This window comes from Kitasatospora sp. NPDC002040 (assembly GCF_040296785.1).
GTDB lineage: Bacteria > Actinomycetota > Actinomycetes > Streptomycetales > Streptomycetaceae > Kitasatospora.
Genome location: NZ_JBEOXV010000027.1, coordinates 51,342 through 66,623 on the forward strand (window position 1 = coordinate 51,342; position 15,282 = coordinate 66,623).

A 15,282-nucleotide genomic window follows, 5' to 3' on the forward strand; every position below is an offset into this window, starting at 1 on the left:
GGCCCTTCGGCGTCCCCCGAACGGCCCCCGGGCGCGTAGGTTGGTGGGCTGAAGACCGACCTACCGAGCGCGCGGCGCGACAGCGCGCTCCCGCCGCCTACGGAGCAGCAGCATTGGCACGCAAGATCGGCAGCCGCTACACCGTCCACCAGGTGATCGGCCGGGGGTCCGCCGGGACCGTCTGGATCGGCGAGGGCCCGGACGGGCCGGTGGCAGTCAAGCTGCTGCGTGAGGATCTGGCCTCCGATCAGGTACTCGTCGGGCGGTTCATCCAGGAGCGCACCGCACTCACCAGCCTGGACCACCCCCGGGTGGTCGGGGTCCGCGACATGGTGGTGGACGGGGACGACCTGGCCCTGGTGATGGAACTGGTGCAGGGCACCGACCTGCGCTCCCGGCTGGAGCGGGACGGCGCGCTGACCCCGATGGCCGCCGTCTCGGTGATCGCCGACGTGGCCGACGGCCTGGCCGCGGCGCACGCCGCCGGGATCGTGCACCGGGACGTCAAGCCGGAGAACGTGCTGCTCGACCTGGGGGCCCAGCCCGGTCCCGGCGGCGCCCCCCGGGCCAAGCTCACCGACTTCGGCATCGCCCGCCTGGTCGACGCCCCGCGCCGGACCAGGGCGACCCGGATCATTGGCACCCCCGACTACCTGGCCCCCGAGATCATCGAGGGCCTGGAGCCGCGCGCCGCCGTCGACATCTACGCGCTGGCCACGGTGCTGTACGAGCTGCTCACCGGCTTCACCCCGTTCGGCGGCGGCCACACCGGCGCGGTCCTGCGCCGGCACGTGACCGAGACCGTCCCGCCGATCCCCGGGCTGCCCGAGGGTCTGTCCCGGATCATCGGCGAGTGCCTGGCCAAGGCCCCGGCCTCCCGGCTGCGGGCCGCCGAGCTGGCCGACCGGCTGCGCGAGCAGCTCCCGTACCTGGCCGGGCTGCCCTCGCCGGTCCCGCCGCAGGGCAAGGCCCCGGCGGAGGAGCTGATCACCCCGGGCGAGGCCGTCTACGCCGAGGCCGACACCGGCCCGGGCGTGCACCGCCGCCGCCGGGGCCCGGCCGTCCCGCTGGTCCCGACCCCGTCGCCGGACTCCACCCGGGACACCCACACCAGCCTGCGCCGCCCGTCCGCCCAGGAGCTGGCCTCGTACGCGGCCGAGTCGCACGCCCAGCGCCGGGAGGCCGCCCCGGCGAGCGGGCACCGGAAGGGACGGCGGGCGCTGGTCCGGCGCCGGCGGCTGTACGCGGTGCTGCTCGCGGTGGTGCTGCTGCTGGCCGGTGCCGCGGCTGCGTACTCGGCCTTCGCCGCCGACCGCCCGGGCCGTCCCGAGAGCAGGGCCGGGGCCGCCGCAGCCTGGCCGGCCGGGCCCGCCGCCGGTACCCATGCACGGTCGGCGGCCCCGAACCATTAGGCTGGTGGCGTGGCAGCCGTCGATCCTTCCGAAGAAATCAAGTCCCTCGAAACGACCATGGGGTCCATCGAGGCCGTCCTCGACCTGGACAAGATCCGGGCCGACATCGCCGTCCTGGAGGAGGAGGCAGCCGCCCCCAACCTGTGGGACGACCTGGCCAACGCCCAGGCGGTCACCAGCCGGCTCTCCTTCCTGCAGGGCGAGCTGCGCAGGGTGCAGACCCTCCGCGGCCGGGTGGACGACCTCTCGATCATGTTCGAGCTGGCCGAGGACGAGAACGACGCGGACACCCTCGCCGAGGCGCTGTCCGAGCTGACCTCGGTGCAGAAGGCGGTCGAGGAGCTCGAGGTCCGCACCCTGCTCTCCGGCGAGTACGACTCCCGCGAGGCCCTGGTCAACATCCGCGCCGAAGCCGGTGGCGTGGACGCCGCCGACTTCGCCGAGCAGCTGATGCGGATGTACCTGCGCTGGGCCGAGCGGCACGGCTACCCGACCGAGGTCTACGACACCTCGTACGCGGAGGAGGCCGGCATCAAGTCCGCGACCTTCACCGTGAAGGTGCCGTACGCGTACGGCACGCTCTCGGTCGAGCAGGGCACCCACCGCCTGGTCCGGATCTCGCCGTTCGACAACCAGGGCCGTCGCCAGACCTCGTTCGCGGGCGTCGAGGTGCTCCCGGTGGTCGAGCAGTCCGACCACGTCGACATCGACGAGGGCGAGCTGCGGATCGACGTGTACCGCGCCTCCGGCCCCGGCGGCCAGGGCGTCAACACCACCGACTCCGCGGTCCGGATCACCCACCTGCCGACCGGCACCGTGGTCTCGTGCCAGAACGAGCGCTCGCAGATCCAGAACAAGGCCTCGGCGATGAACGTCCTCCAGGCGAAGCTGCTCGAGCTGCGCCGGCAGGAGGAGAAGGCCGCGATGAACGCGCTCAAGGACGGCGGCAGTTCCTGGGGCAACCAGATGCGCTCGTACGTCCTGCACCCGTACCAGATGGTCAAGGACCTCCGGACGGAGTTCGAGGTCGGCAACCCGCAGTCGGTGCTGGACGGGGACATCGACGGCTTCATCGAGGCGGGCATCCGCTGGCGCAAGCAGCGTGAGGCCGCCGCGTAGGCAGGCATCTGAGAAGGGCCCCGGGACGTCGTCCCGGGGCCCTTCTCGTTGTCGCGGTGGGTCAGGCCAGGGCCTGCCGGGCGATCAGGGCCACGGCCAGCAGGCCGACCAGCAGCGCCAGCAGCGTGGCGGGTGTCAGTGCGGCGAACGGGCCCTGCTGGTCCTGCATCCGGGCCCGGTTGGCGCGGCAGACGGGGCACCGGCCGTCACTCACGCGGCCGTTGCAGTTGGCGCACACCAGATGGTCGCACGTCATGCGATCTCCTCCTTGCTGCTTACAGCAACGCGCCGGGTGGGCTTCCGGTTCCTTCGGCTGCCCCATACGGCCGCTCTCTGCTACCACTGTGCCAGGTTCCGGACGATCCGGCCCGCGCGTGGCGGGGTCTGACCGGTCAACCGTAAGCAGGTCTGTGACATGGCTCGCATTTATCCGGGCAAAGCAGAACATTCACCACCAATTCTCAGGCGGACCGGCGGGCTGGGCCTGCGGGCCCGGATGTGCTTCGCGTATGGTCCGAGACCGGAGAAGCGGCACTCGGCTGCTTCCGCCGTCCGCTTCCGGCCTGTCGCGGGAGTGGAACCGACCGAGGAACGGTGCCGTCCGGCCAGCCTTCGGGCCCGAAGTAACGATCGGGTCACGGAAGTTCGGCCGAACAGGTCGCCGTTCCACCTAGGATGGCCCCCGTGATGCAGCCGTGATCAGATTCGACAACGTCTCCAAGACCTATCCCAAGCAGAACCGCCCTGCCCTGGACAACGTCTCGCTGGAGATCGAGAAGGGCGAGTTCGTCTTCCTGGTCGGTTCCTCCGGCTCGGGCAAGTCGACCTTCCTGCGGCTCTGCCTGCGCGAGGAGCGGCCGAGCGTCGGCGAGGTGCACGTCCTGGGCAAGGACCTCGGCAAGCTGTCCAACTGGAAGGTGCCGCACATGCGGCGTCAGCTGGGCACCGTCTTCCAGGACTTCCGCCTGCTGCCGAACAAGACCGTGGCGCAGAACGTGGCGTTCGCCCTGGAGGTCATCGGCAAGCCGAAGAGCGCCATCAACAAGGTCGTCCCCGAGGTGCTCGACCTGGTCGGCCTCGGCGGCAAGGAGGACCGGATGCCCGGCGAGCTCTCGGGCGGTGAGCAGCAGCGGGTGGCGATCGCCCGCGCGTTCGTGAACCGTCCGATGCTGCTGATCGCGGACGAGCCGACCGGAAACCTCGACCCGCAGAACTCGGTCGGCATCATGAAGCTGCTCGACCGGATCAACCGCACCGGCACCACGGTCCTGATGGCCACGCACGACCAGGCCATCGTGGACCAGATGCGCAAGCGGGTGATCGAGCTCGACAAGGGGCTGCTGGTCCGCGACCAGGCCCGCGGCGTCTACGGCTACCAGCACTGAGCCTGACGCCCCGTCCGCCTGTCCGCACTACCGCAACACCTCCTGGAGTGAGACAAAGCCATGCGTGCCCAGTTCGTTCTGTCGGAGATCGGCGTCGGTCTCCGCCGCAACCTGACCATGACCATCGCGGTCGTGGTCAGCGTCGCGCTGTCGCTCGCCCTGGCCGGGGCGAGCCTGCTGGTCCGTGACCAGGTCAACTCGATGAAGGACTACTGGTACGACAAGGTGGAGGTGAGCATCTACTTCTGCACCAAGTCGGACTCCAAGTCCGCCCAGTGCGCCGCCGGTGCCGCCACCGACCAGCAGATCGCCGACGTGAAGGCGAAGCTGGAGAAGATGCCGCTGGTGCAGAACTTCAGCTTCGAGAGCTCGGCCGAGGCCTTCAAGCACTGGAAGGACCTCAACCCGGACAACCCGCTGATCGTCGCGGTGGGCGCGGAGGCGATGCCGCAGTCCTGGCGGGTCAAGCTGGTGGACCCGACCAAGTACGACGTGATGCAGAGCGCCTTCGCCGGCCTGCCAGGGGTCAAGTCCGTCCAGGACCAGAAGAAGATCTTGGAGAACCTGTTCGGGCTCCTGAACGGTCTGCAGACGGCCGCGTTCGTGATCATGGTGTTGATGCTCTTCGTCGCGCTGCTGCTGATCGTCAACACCGTCCGGGTGTCGGCCTTCAGCCGACGGCGTGAGACCGGCATCATGCGCCTGGTCGGTGCTTCGAACTTCTACGTCCAGATGCCGTTCATCGCGGAGGCCGCGTTCGCCGCGCTGCTGGGGGCCGCGCTGGCCTCCGGGCTGCTGGTCGGCGGGCACTTCTTCGTGCAGGGATTCCTGGCCAAGCGGGTGGAGTTCATCCACTTCATCGGGCTCTCCTCGGTGCTCTCGGTGATCCCGCTGCTGGTCGTGGTCGGTATGGGCATGGCCGCGATCGCGGCGTTCTTCACCCTGCGGAAGTACCTGAAGGTCTGACGCCCGCTCCGATGCGGCGCCTAGACTCCGATGCCATGCCGGTGACGCTGCGCAGAGGGGTACGCCAGGGAGCGATGCTCTCGCTGGTGTTCGGCACCGTGCTGCTCGGCGGGGCCGCCACGGGTGCCTGGGGCGAGCCGCCGGTGGAGGGCCGTCCGGCTGCTTCGTCGGATGCCCTGGGCGGGCGGGCGCTGGCCGGCGCGGACCTGTCCCGGCAGCAGGCCGAGCAGTTGCTCGCCGGGGCGGACGACCGCTGGGCGGCGTACTACAGCCCGGAGGAGTACACCGACCTCACCAAGGGGCGGTACCGCGGGGTCGGCCTCTCGGTGGACCGGGCGCCGGACGGGGCCACCACGGTGGCCCAGGTGGCCCCGGCCGGTCCGGCCGAACGGGCCGGGATCGCCGTGGGGGACCGGCTGTTGCGGGTCGACGGCACTCCGGCCGACCGGCTGCCGGTCACCGAGGTGGTGGCCGGGCTCCGCGGCGAGGTCGGTTCGACCGTCGCGCTGGCCCTGCGCGGGCCCGGTGGCGAGGAGCGCGAACTCACCCTGCACCGGGCCGAGCTGGTGGCCCGTGACGTGACGGTGGACCAGCCGCGCCCCGGTGTGGTCCGGATCGCCGTGCACGGCTTCACCGCCGGGGTGGCCGCACAGGTCGCCGCCGCCGCCAGGGGCGCCCGGGGCGTCCTGCTCGACCTGCGCGGCAACTCCGGCGGCCTGGTCGACGAGGCCGCCGCCACCGCCGGGCTCTTCCTGGACGGCGGCCCGGTCGGCTCCTACCTGGAGCACGGCGAGCGGCGCCAGCTCACCGCCGCGCCCGGCGGGGACACCGCCACCCCCTTGGTGGTGCTGGTCGACGGCGGCACCATGAGCGCCGCCGAACTGCTCGCCGGCGCCCTCCAGGACCGCAGCCGGGCCGTCCTGGTCGGCTCCCGCACCTTCGGCAAGGGCACCGTGCAGCAGCCCAGCCGCCTCGCCGACGGCGCCGTGCTCGAACTGACGGTGGGCCGGTACTTCACCCCGGCGGGCCGCTCCCCGGACGGCACCGGCCTCACCCCGGACGTCCCCCGCCCGGCCGGCGGCACGCCCGCCGACACCGTCCGGCTGGCCGACACGGTCCTCTCCGGCCTGGGCCGCGGATAAGCCCCCTCCCTGCACCGGTTCGTGTTCGTGGCGACGCCGGGGGCAAAGGACGTGGACTGCTCCGCCCTGGAGACCACGGGGCGGGGGCCCTCCGGATCCGCGCGGCGGCCCCGGAGGGGCGGAGCCCGGCCGTGGTCACCGGCAGCACGCCGTCGGTGCGGGACCGGGAGGCGCACTGCCCGGTGGCGGTAACGGTCTCGTTCGAGCCCGCGGCGTGACGCACCGGCGGTAAAGGGGCTGCCGACCGGTCGTCCGGGATGCGAGAATGATCGGCGCTATGGCTAAGGAAACAGGAAAGAAGCTGATCGCGCAGAACAAGAAGGCGCGACACGAGTACACCATCCTCGACACGTACGAATGCGGTCTGGTGCTGACCGGCACCGAGGTCAAGTCGCTCCGCGAGGGGCGGGCCAACCTGGTGGACGGCTACGCCTACATCCAGGGGCACGAGGCGTGGATCGACAACGTGTTCATCCCCGAGTACGCCCAGGGGACCTGGACCAACCACTCGGCGCGGCGCAAGCGCAAGCTGCTGCTGCACCGGATGGAGATCCACAAGATCGAGTCGAAGGTCAAGGAGACCGGGCACACCCTGGTGCCGCTCTCGCTGTACTTCAAGGACGGCCGGGTGAAGCTGGAGCTGGCGCTCGCGGTCGGCAAGAAGCTCTACGACAAGCGGCAGACCCTGCGCGAGAAGCAGGACCGTCGCGAGTCGGACCGGGCGGTCGCGGCGGTCAAGCGCCGCCAGCAGGGTTAATCTGCTTGGCCGGGGCCGGTACCTGCGCGTACTATGGCTCCAGCAACACACCGGAGGGTCCGCCCTCCGGAGCGCTGTTTCTCAACAAAACATGGGGATGATCGGTTTCGACAGGGGAAGTCGAAACAGGAGAAGCGAGCCGAGGAACGCGGCAATGATCTCGTTAACCATCTGTCGCAAAACAATAATCGCCAACTCTAAGCGCGATGCCCAGCAGTTCACTCTCGCTGCCTAAGCGAAAGTGAACGGGTGTCAGACCGGGGAGTTCCCGACCCGGACCCTGGCATAATTTAGGGAACTCAACCTGCCGCCCCGGTCACGGGGGTCGGTGGGGAAATCAAACAGTGACTGGGCCTGTTGGCGGCTTGTCCGCGTGACTGCCAGGGCCGAGAAAATCACAGCGGACTGCGCTCGGAGAAGTCCTGAATCCACTCCACTGGACCCGGGTTCGATTCCCGGCATCTCCACCACCCCATGTGTATCGAAGGCCGCCCTCCACACCGGAGGGCGGCCTTCGTGCTTCCCGGCCGCCCCTCACACCGCTAGCGTGCCGCGGGTGAGAGGACGGTTCCTCCGGCGTCACAGGCCACAACGAAGCCGAAACCACCGACTCCTACCGTCAGTTGACACAGGGCACCGGCAGGCAAGGGGAGCGCGATGAGTACGGACACGGCAGCGCAGGGCAGAGCGGGCGGTCGCTGGATCCAGGAGTGGCAGCCGGAGGACGCCGGCTTCTGGGCCCGGACCGGCCGGAAGGTGGCCAACCGGAATCTGCTGTTCTCGGTCCTCTCCGAGCACATCGGCTTCTCGATCTGGAGCCTCTGGTCGGTGATGGTCCTCTTCATGGGCCCGAAGTACGGCGTGGACCCGGCCGGAAAGTTCTTCCTGGTCGCGGTGCCCACCCTGGTGGGGGCATTCGTCCGGATTCCCTACACGGTGGCGGTGGCCCGTTTCGGCGGGCGGAACTGGACCGTCGTCTCGGCCCTCCTGCTGCTGCTGCCGACCCTGGCGGCCTGGTACGTGATGCACCCCGGCACCTCGTACACCACCTTCATGCTGGTCGCGGCCCTGACCGGGCTCGGCGGCGGCAACTTCGCCTCCTCGATGACCAACATCAACGCCTTCTTCCCGCAGCACCGCAAGGGCTGGGCGCTCGGTCTGAACGCGGGCGGCGGCAACATCGGGGTGCCGGTGATCCAGCTGGTCGCGCTCGGCGTGATCACCTGGGCCGGGGCCGGCCACCCCCGGCTGGTGCTGGGCATCTACCTGCCGCTGATCGTGGTCTCGGCGACCTGCGCGGCGCTGTTCATGGACAACCTGGCGCCGATGCGGGGCGACACCGGTGCGCTGGCCGAGGTCGTGCGGCAGCGGCACACCTGGCTGATGTCCGTCCTCTACATCGGTACCTTCGGCTCGTTCATCGGCTTCAGCTTCGCCTTCGGCCTGGTGCTGCAGAACCAGTTCGGCCGGACCCCGCTGCAGGCCGCCCAGCTCACCTTCATCGGCCCGCTGCTCGGCTCGCTGATCCGCCCGGTCGGCGGCCGGCTGGCCGACCGCTTCGGCGGCGCCCGGATCACGCTGTGGAACTTCGCCGCGATGGCGGTGGCGGCCGGCGTGGTCACCTACGCCTCCTCGATCAAGTCGCTGCCGGTCTTCCTGACCGGCTTCATCGCCCTGTTCGTCTTCGCCGGGCTGGGCAACGGCTCCACCTACAAGATGATCCCGGCGATCTTCGAGGCCCGGGCGCAGGACCGGATCGCGCAGCTCGGCGACACCGTCGAGCAGGCCGCCGCCTGGTCGCGGCGGATGTCCGGTGCGGCGGTCGGCGTGATCGGCGCCGTCGGTGCGCTCGGCGGGCTCTTCATCAACCTGGCCTTCCGGCAGTCCTTCCTGGTGGCGAAGACCGGCACCCCGGCCTTCGTCTCCTTCCTGGCGGCGTACGCGCTCTGCTTCGCGCTCACCTGGGCGGTGTACCTGCGCCGCCCGCGCGGCAGCGCCGACCAGGCCGCCCAGAGCCCCGCGCTGGTCCGGGTCTGACCCCGCCGGGACCGGCCGTCCAGCCCTTGGACGGCCGGTCCGGCCTGCGAAACAAGCCGGAAATCGGACCGACCCCGACGCGACACCGCCGGGGGAGAGGATTTCCACCCACCCACCCTCCCGGCCCGCCGCAGCCGTTGGGACGCACCACCGAAGGACCGAGAGCCATGGACGATCTGACGACCTGTCGCCCCACCGTCCCCACCGACCCGGTGCCGCCACTGGCCGGGTTCACCATCGGTATCACCGCCGCCCGGCGGGCCGACGAACTCGCCGCCCTGCTCCAGCGTCGGGGCGCCACCGTCCTGCGGGCACCCGCGCTGCGGATCGTGCCGCTCACCGACGACGCCGAACTGCTGGCCGCCACCCGCGCCCTGGTCGCCGACCCGCCGGACATCGCGGTGGCCACCACCGGCATCGGATTCCGCGGCTGGATCGAGGCGGCCGAGGGCTGGGGCCTCGGCGACGAGCTGATCGAACGGCTGGGCAAGGCCGTGGTGCTCGCCCGCGGGCCCAAGGCCAAGGGCGCGATCCGGGCCGCCGGGCTGCGCGAGGAGTGGTCGCCCGAGTCGGAGTCCTCGGTCGAGGTGCTGGCGCGCCTGCTCGACCAGGGCGTGGACGGACGGCGGATCGCCGTCCAACTGCACGGTGCCCCGCTCCGGGACTTCGTCGACTCGCTCACGGCGGCCGGCGCCGAGGTGGTCGAGGTCCCGGTCTACCGCTGGCTGCCGCCGGTCGACCTGGCCCCGCTGGACCGGCTGCTGGACGCCTGCTGCGCGGGCGCCCTGGACGCGGTCACCTTCACCAGCGCCCCCGCCGCGATCAGCCTGCTCGACCGGGCCGAACAGCGCGGCCTGACCGCGGAGCTGCTGCACGCCCTGCGCCGGGACGTGCTGCCGGTCTGCGTCGGCCCGGTGACGGCGGCCCCGCTGGAGGAGCTCGACATCGCCACCGTCTGGCCGGAGCGGATGCGGCTCGGCGCGATGGTGCAGATGCTCACCGCCCAGCTGCCGGACCGGTCCCGGCGGTTCTCGGTGGCGGGCCACCTGCTGGAGCTGCGCGGGCAGGCCGCGCTGGTCGACGGCGAGCTGCGGCCCGTACCGCCGGCCGGGATGGCGCTGCTGCGGGCACTGGCCAAGCGGCCGGGCTGGGTGGTGCCGCGGGCCGAGCTGCTGCGGGCGCTGCCGGGCAGCGGCAACGACGAGCACGCGGTGGAGACGGCGATGGCCCGGCTGCGCTCAGCGCTCGGCGCACCCCGGCTGGTGGCCACCGTGGTCAAGCGTGGCTACCGGCTGGCGCTCGACCCGGTCGCCGATCCGGGCGAGAAGTACGGCGCGGCCTGAGCACCGCGAAAGTGCCCGGCCCGGTACGTACCTCGACCGCCCCCGGGGCCGGCGCCGCAGTTCCCCGAGCCCTGTCCTGGCTGGCCAGGTGTCGGAAGGCGTAGGATCATCCGTCCGTCTCTTTTCCGAGGTCCTTCGCCGCACCCCCCGAGGCCATGCACAGCAGCCCTGACTCAGACACCATCCGCGACCGCGAGATCGCGGGCGAACAGCGCCATCTCGACACGGTCTACCACCGCCTGGAGGAGAAGCTCGCCGAGGCCGAGTACATCCTGGAGGACGCCGCCAAGCGGGTGCAGGTCGGTACCCCCGGCGCGCTCGCCGAGCGGGACGCCCAGGTGTTCCGCGCCGGGGCCCACCTGAACCGGCTGAACAGCGAGTTCGAGGACTTCCTGTTCGGCCGGATCGACCTCCAGCAGGCCGACGCTCCGGAGGAGCACGGCATCCCGTCGCAGACCCCGCTCGACCCGGCCGACCCGGCCGTCGCCGAGACGCTGCACATCGGCCGGCTCGGCGTCCTGGACGCCGAGTTCGGCCCGCTGGTGATCGACTGGCGGGCGCCGGCCGCCGCGCCGTTCTACCGGTCCACGCCGCTGGAGCCGGGGCGGGTGATCCGCCGCCGCGTCATCCGGTCGAAGGGCCGCAAGGTGCTCGGGGTCGAGGACGACCTGCTGCGCCCCGACCTGACGCCGACGCTGGCCGGCCAGGAGCTGGCGGTGGTCGGTGACGGCGCGCTGATGGCGTCGCTGGGCCGGGCCCGCAGCCACTCGATGCGCGACATCGTCTCCTCGATCCAGCGCGAGCAGGACGAGGTGATCCGGGCCCCCGCGCCGGGCGCCACCCTGGTGACGGGCGGTCCCGGCACCGGCAAGACGGCGGTCGCGCTGCACCGGGCCGCGTTCCTGCTCTACCAGGACCGCCGCCGGTACGCGGGCGGCATCCTGGTGGTCAGTCCGACCGCGCTGCTGGTCTCGTACACCGAGGGCGTGCTGCCCTCGCTGGGCGAGGAGGGCCAGGTCGCGATCCGGGCCGTCGGCAGCCTGGTCGACGGCATCGAGGCGGGCCGGTACGACACCCCGCAGGCCGCGCACGTGAAGGGCTCGGCCCGGATGGTGACGCTGCTGCGCCGGGCGGCCAAGGCCGCGCTGGAGCTGGGGGCGCCGACCGACCTCAAGGTGTTCGCCCGGGGCGAGGCGCTGCGGCTGGACGCCAACAAGCTCCGGTCGGTGCGCGGCAACGTGATCGGCAGCGGCGGCACCCCGCTCAACCTGCTCCGCCCGCGCGCCCGCAGGCTGCTGCTGGACGCGCTCTGGCAGGAGGCGATCAGGCACCAGCCCCGTCCGACCGACCACTACTCGCGGGAGCAGCGCCAGGAGGAGAAGGAGTCCTTCGACGACTACGTCTCCGACGAGGCGTCCTTCCTGGACTTCCTGGACGCCTGGTGGCCGTCGCTGACGCCCCGTCGGGTGCTGGCGACGCTGAAGCAGACCCGGCACACCAACCGGATCGCCCGCCGGGCGGTCACGCCGGACGAGGCGCGCCTGCTGGCCGACTCCTGGCGGCACCTGACCGACCGCGGCGAGGGCCCGCTCTCGGCGCACGACGTGGCGATGGTGGACGAGCTCCAGCTGCTGCTGGGCGAGGCGGCCCGGCCGAAGGTCCGCGAGGTGGACGCGGTCGACCTGCTGACCGGCCTGGACGAGGTCACCACGTACGCGGACCGCTCGGCCCGGCAGCGCGACCGGGTGCCGGTCGAGCGGGTCGAGTACGCGCACGTGATCGTGGACGAGGCGCAGGACCTCACGCCGATGCAGTGGCGGATGGTCGGCCGCCGGGCCCGGATGGCGACCTGGACCATCGTCGGCGACCCGGCGCAGTCCTCCTGGCCGTTCCCGCAGGAGGCGCAGTCGGCGCTGGACGAGGTGCTGGCGGGCAAGCCGCGCCGCCGGCACACGCTGACCGTGAACTACCGCAACCCGTCCGAGATCGCCGAGGTGGCGGCCAAGGTGCTGGAGCTGGCCGCGCCCGGTACGCCCTCGCCGACGGCGGTCCGCTCGACCGGTCTGGCCCCGCGCTTCGCGGCGGCCGCCTCGGCCGATCCCGCCGTCTTCGCGGCGGCGGCCCGGGCCGAGCTGACCCGGCTGCTGGCGGAGGTCGACGGCACCGTCGCGGTGGTGGTCCCGATGGACCGCCGGGCCGAGGCGGCCGGGTGGATCGAGGGCCTGGGCGAGCGGGCGGTGGCGCTCGGCAGCCTGGAGGCCAAGGGCCTGGAGTACGACGCCACGGTGGTGGCCGACCCGGTCGGCATCGCGGGGGAGTCGGAGGCCGGCCTGCGGGTGCTGTACGTGGCGCTGACCCGGGCGACCCAGCGGCTGACCGTGCTCTCGGGCCCGGACGACCTGCCGGACGCGGCCGGGGTGCCGGCGCTGCTGCGCTGACGGTCCGACACGGAGAAGGCCCCTCACCGCTGGTGAGGGGCCTTCCGACGTTAATGACACCGACCCGCCATGCTCGCCTCGCGGCAAGTGGTCGCTCGTAGCGACGAAGGTTGGGCCCGGGGGCTTGGATCGAGCCGGTGTCTTGTCCAATGTAACGCATCGCCCGCAGAGGGCAAGAAAGGTTGTCGAGTCCGGACACTCAATGAACGTTATTTCTGGCAGACCCTTGGTCGGTGCGACGATCGAGGTCTAGCATGCCCAAGGCATGAGATTTTCAACAAAGTGTTGATCCAGGAAGAAGGACGTCGATGGCGACGGTGCCCAGTGTCTCGAACTCGATCACGGTGCGGCTGGAGGTCCCGGCCACCGGAAACGCGGTGAGCTCGATCACCACCGCAGTCGAGTCCTCCGGCGGCTCGGTCACCGGTCTCGACGTCACGGCCTCGGGCCTGGAGGCGCTCCGGATCGACGTCACGGTGGCGGCCTCCTCGGTCGCGCACGGCGAGGAGATCGTCGAGAAGCTGCGCGCGATCGACGGCGTGGCGATCGGCAAGGTCTCGGACCGCACCTTCCTGATGCACCTCGGCGGCAAGATCGAGATGTCGTCCAAGCTGCCGATCCGCAACCGTGACGACCTCAGCATGATCTACACCCCCGGCGTGGCCCGGGTCTGCATGGCGATCGCCGAGAACCCCGAGGACGCCCGCCGCCTGACCATCAAGCGCAACAGCGTCGCCGTGGTCACCGACGGCTCCGCCGTGCTGGGTCTGGGCAACATCGGCCCGATGGCCGCGCTGCCGGTGATGGAGGGCAAGGCCGCGCTGTTCAAGCGGTTCGCCAACATCGACGCCTGGCCGATCTGCCTGGACACCCAGGACGCCGACGAGATCGTGGCGATCGTGAAGGCGATCGCCCCCGGCTTCGCGGGCATCAACCTGGAGGACATCTCCGCGCCGCGCTGCTTCGAGATCGAGGCCCGGCTGCGCGAGGCGCTGGACATCCCGGTCTTCCACGACGACCAGCACGGCACCGCGATCGTGGTGCTGGCCGCGCTGACCAACGCGCTGCGGGTGGTCGGCAAGGAGATCTCGCAGATCCGGATCGTCATGTCGGGCGCCGGCGCCGCCGGTACCGCGATCCTCAAGCTGCTGCTGGCCGCCGGCGTGGAGCACGCCACCGTGGCGGACGTCCACGGCGTGGTGCACAGCGGCCGGGAGGACCTGAACGACTCGCTCCGCTGGATCGCCGAGCACACCAACCGCTCGGGCCGGACCGGCACGCTCAAGGAGGCGGTGGCGGGCGCCGACGTCTTCATCGGCGTCTCGGCCCCGAACCTGCTGGACGGCGACGACCTGGCCACCATGGCCGACAACTCGATCGTCTTCGCGCTGGCCAACCCGGACCCGGAGGTCGACCCGGCGGTGGCCCGGCAGACCGCCGCCGTGGTGGCCACCGGCCGCAGTGACTTCCCGAACCAGATCAACAACGTGCTGGTCTTCCCGGGCGTCTTCCGCGGCCTGCTGGACGCGCAGAGCCACACCGTCAACACCGAGATGATGATCGCCGCCGCCCGCGCGCTGGCCACCACGGTCGCCGACGACCAGCTGAACGCCAACTACATCATCCCGAGCGTCTTCCACCCCGACGTGGCCAAGACCGTGGCCGCGGCCGTCCGGGAGGCCGCCCTGGCGGCCCGTGGCGGCGCCGAGCCCGCCCCGTCGAAGCCCACCCCCGGGATCGTCGGCACGCTCGACACCACGGCTTTCCCGGCCGTTCGGCTCTAGGTCGCACGACACTCCGGGCGCCGCACCGGAGTGTCCGCTTGCCCGGACAAATGACCGATCGGCGCCCCTACCCAGCCGGACACGCCCCGAACCCTTGCGACACAAGGGGAAGGGGCGTGTTTGGGCTTGTCGGTGCCAGGGCGTACGGTAGCCCTGCACGGGGCAGGCGTGTCCGACAAGTACGGAACGTCCCCCTGGGCTCTCGGCGTGTCCTTCGGACCGTTGCCCGATCCGGTCCGCCGGAGCCGACGGAGTGTCACAACTCCGGCGGGCGGGCGCTGTTCGGGTCAACCGCGCCGGGGTCCGATTGGCTTTCTCAGTGCCGGTCGGGGCAGGATTCGTACCCAGGCAGTGCGGTTTGAGGCGCTTCGGGGTGCAAGCCCGGACCCTGACCAACCCTCGCCTGAATGAGCACAGTGTGCGGACCAGCGCCGTCCGGCCCGCCTCCAGAACGTGGGGGCCAGGGACGGACGACCGATGGGTCCCCGCACACCGCAACGCGAACAGACCACAGGAGTACACATGAACCGCAGTGAGCTGGTGGCCGCTCTGTCGGAGCGCGCCGAGGTGACCCGCAAGGACGCCGACGCTGTTCTGGCCGCCTTCGCCGAGGTTGTCGGCGAGGTCGTCGCCAAGGGCGACGAGAAGGTCACCATCCCCGGCTTCCTGACCTTCGAGCGCACCCACCGTGCCGCTCGTACGGCCCGTAACCCGCAGACCGGCGACCCGATCCAGATCCCGGCCGGCTTCAGCGCCAAGGTCAGCGCCGGTTCGAAGCTGAAGGAAGCCGCCAAGGGCAAGTAGTCCTCGGCAGCCGAAACGACCGTGGCCGGTCTCCCCTCGGGGGGTCCCGGCCCCGGGCGGTGGGGGGGGCGGGGGGATGCGGGGGCGGGCGCCCC

Annotated in this window: 12 protein-coding genes and 1 other RNA gene; 12 read left to right on the forward strand and 1 reads right to left on the reverse strand. The window is 71.5% G+C overall.

The window, feature by feature from the left end; all coding sequences use genetic code 11:
* Positions 1–113: 113 nt before the first annotated feature.
* Positions 114–1,412 (forward strand): serine/threonine-protein kinase, encoded by a 1,299-nt coding sequence (locus ABT118_RS31275; protein WP_350677109.1) that lies wholly within the window; start codon positions 114–116, stop codon positions 1,410–1,412.
* 9 nt (positions 1,413–1,421) lie between these two features.
* Positions 1,422–2,531, forward strand: coding sequence for a peptide chain release factor 2 (prfB, locus tag ABT118_RS31280; protein ID WP_350677113.1), 1,110 nt, complete (start codon positions 1,422–1,424; stop codon positions 2,529–2,531).
* Between the two features lie 61 nt (positions 2,532–2,592).
* On the opposite strand, the gene ABT118_RS31285 is transcribed toward prfB, so the two are convergent.
* Positions 2,593–2,787, reverse strand: a complete 195-nt coding sequence (locus ABT118_RS31285) for a hypothetical protein (protein WP_350677118.1) — start codon at positions 2,785–2,787, stop codon at positions 2,593–2,595.
* Positions 2,788–3,226: 439 nt separating this feature from the next.
* Here ABT118_RS31285 and ftsE point away from each other — a divergent pair, with 439 nt between their 5' ends.
* The 10 genes from ftsE to ABT118_RS31335 all read left to right on the forward strand — a co-directional run bounded on the left by ftsE (position 3,227) and on the right by ABT118_RS31335 (position 15,187).
* Positions 3,227–3,916, forward strand: coding sequence for a cell division ATP-binding protein FtsE (gene ftsE, locus ABT118_RS31290; protein ID WP_184919059.1), 690 nt, complete (start codon positions 3,227–3,229; stop codon positions 3,914–3,916).
* Positions 3,917–3,976: 60 nt separating this feature from the next.
* The gene (gene ftsX, locus ABT118_RS31295; protein WP_350677125.1) at positions 3,977–4,882 is read left to right on the forward strand and encodes a permease-like cell division protein FtsX; all 906 of its coding nucleotides are present in this window, start codon (positions 3,977–3,979) and stop codon (positions 4,880–4,882) included.
* A gap of 35 nt (positions 4,883–4,917) precedes the next feature.
* Positions 4,918–6,024 (forward strand): S41 family peptidase, encoded by a 1,107-nt coding sequence (locus tag ABT118_RS31300; RefSeq protein WP_350677130.1) that lies wholly within the window; start codon positions 4,918–4,920, stop codon positions 6,022–6,024.
* A 277-nt stretch (positions 6,025–6,301) separates the two neighbouring features.
* On the forward strand, positions 6,302–6,781 hold the full coding sequence (smpB, locus tag ABT118_RS31305; RefSeq protein ID WP_350677137.1) for an SsrA-binding protein SmpB: 480 nt from the start codon (positions 6,302–6,304) through the stop codon (positions 6,779–6,781).
* A gap of 93 nt (positions 6,782–6,874) precedes the next feature.
* Positions 6,875–7,251, forward strand: a transfer-messenger RNA (tmRNA) gene (ssrA, locus tag ABT118_RS31310).
* A gap of 187 nt (positions 7,252–7,438) precedes the next feature.
* Entirely contained in the window at positions 7,439–8,818 is a 1,380-nt protein-coding gene (locus ABT118_RS31315) for a nitrate/nitrite transporter (RefSeq protein ID WP_350677142.1), read from the forward strand.
* Positions 8,819–8,985: 167 nt separating this feature from the next.
* On the forward strand, positions 8,986–10,161 hold the full coding sequence (locus tag ABT118_RS31320) for a uroporphyrinogen-III synthase (RefSeq protein ID WP_350677147.1): 1,176 nt from the start codon (positions 8,986–8,988) through the stop codon (positions 10,159–10,161).
* A 155-nt stretch (positions 10,162–10,316) separates the two neighbouring features.
* Positions 10,317–12,599 (forward strand): HelD family protein, encoded by a 2,283-nt coding sequence (locus tag ABT118_RS31325; protein ID WP_350677154.1) that lies wholly within the window; start codon positions 10,317–10,319, stop codon positions 12,597–12,599.
* 308 nt (positions 12,600–12,907) lie between these two features.
* Entirely contained in the window at positions 12,908–14,383 is a 1,476-nt protein-coding gene (locus tag ABT118_RS31330) for an NAD-dependent malic enzyme (protein WP_350677160.1), read from the forward strand.
* A 522-nt stretch (positions 14,384–14,905) separates the two neighbouring features.
* Positions 14,906–15,187, forward strand: coding sequence for an HU family DNA-binding protein (locus tag ABT118_RS31335; RefSeq protein ID WP_057237508.1), 282 nt, complete (start codon positions 14,906–14,908; stop codon positions 15,185–15,187).
* The last annotated feature ends 95 nt before the right edge of the window (positions 15,188–15,282 follow it).

Coding starts and splice junctions, on each gene's coding strand:
- ABT118_RS31285 (WP_350677118.1), bottom strand. CDS start 2,787: ATGACGTGCGACCATCTGGTGTGCGCCAACTGCAACGGCCGCGTGAGT.
- ftsX (WP_350677125.1), top strand. CDS start 3,977: ATGCGTGCCCAGTTCGTTCTGTCGGAGATCGGCGTCGGTCTCCGCCGC.
- ABT118_RS31300 (WP_350677130.1), top strand. CDS start 4,918: ATGCCGGTGACGCTGCGCAGAGGGGTACGCCAGGGAGCGATGCTCTCG.
- smpB (WP_350677137.1), top strand. CDS start 6,302: ATGGCTAAGGAAACAGGAAAGAAGCTGATCGCGCAGAACAAGAAGGCG.
- ABT118_RS31315 (WP_350677142.1), top strand. CDS start 7,439: ATGAGTACGGACACGGCAGCGCAGGGCAGAGCGGGCGGTCGCTGGATC.
- ABT118_RS31320 (WP_350677147.1), top strand. CDS start 8,986: ATGGACGATCTGACGACCTGTCGCCCCACCGTCCCCACCGACCCGGTG.
- ABT118_RS31325 (WP_350677154.1), top strand. CDS start 10,317: ATGCACAGCAGCCCTGACTCAGACACCATCCGCGACCGCGAGATCGCG.
- ABT118_RS31330 (WP_350677160.1), top strand. CDS start 12,908: ATGGCGACGGTGCCCAGTGTCTCGAACTCGATCACGGTGCGGCTGGAG.
- ABT118_RS31335 (WP_057237508.1), top strand. CDS start 14,906: ATGAACCGCAGTGAGCTGGTGGCCGCTCTGTCGGAGCGCGCCGAGGTG.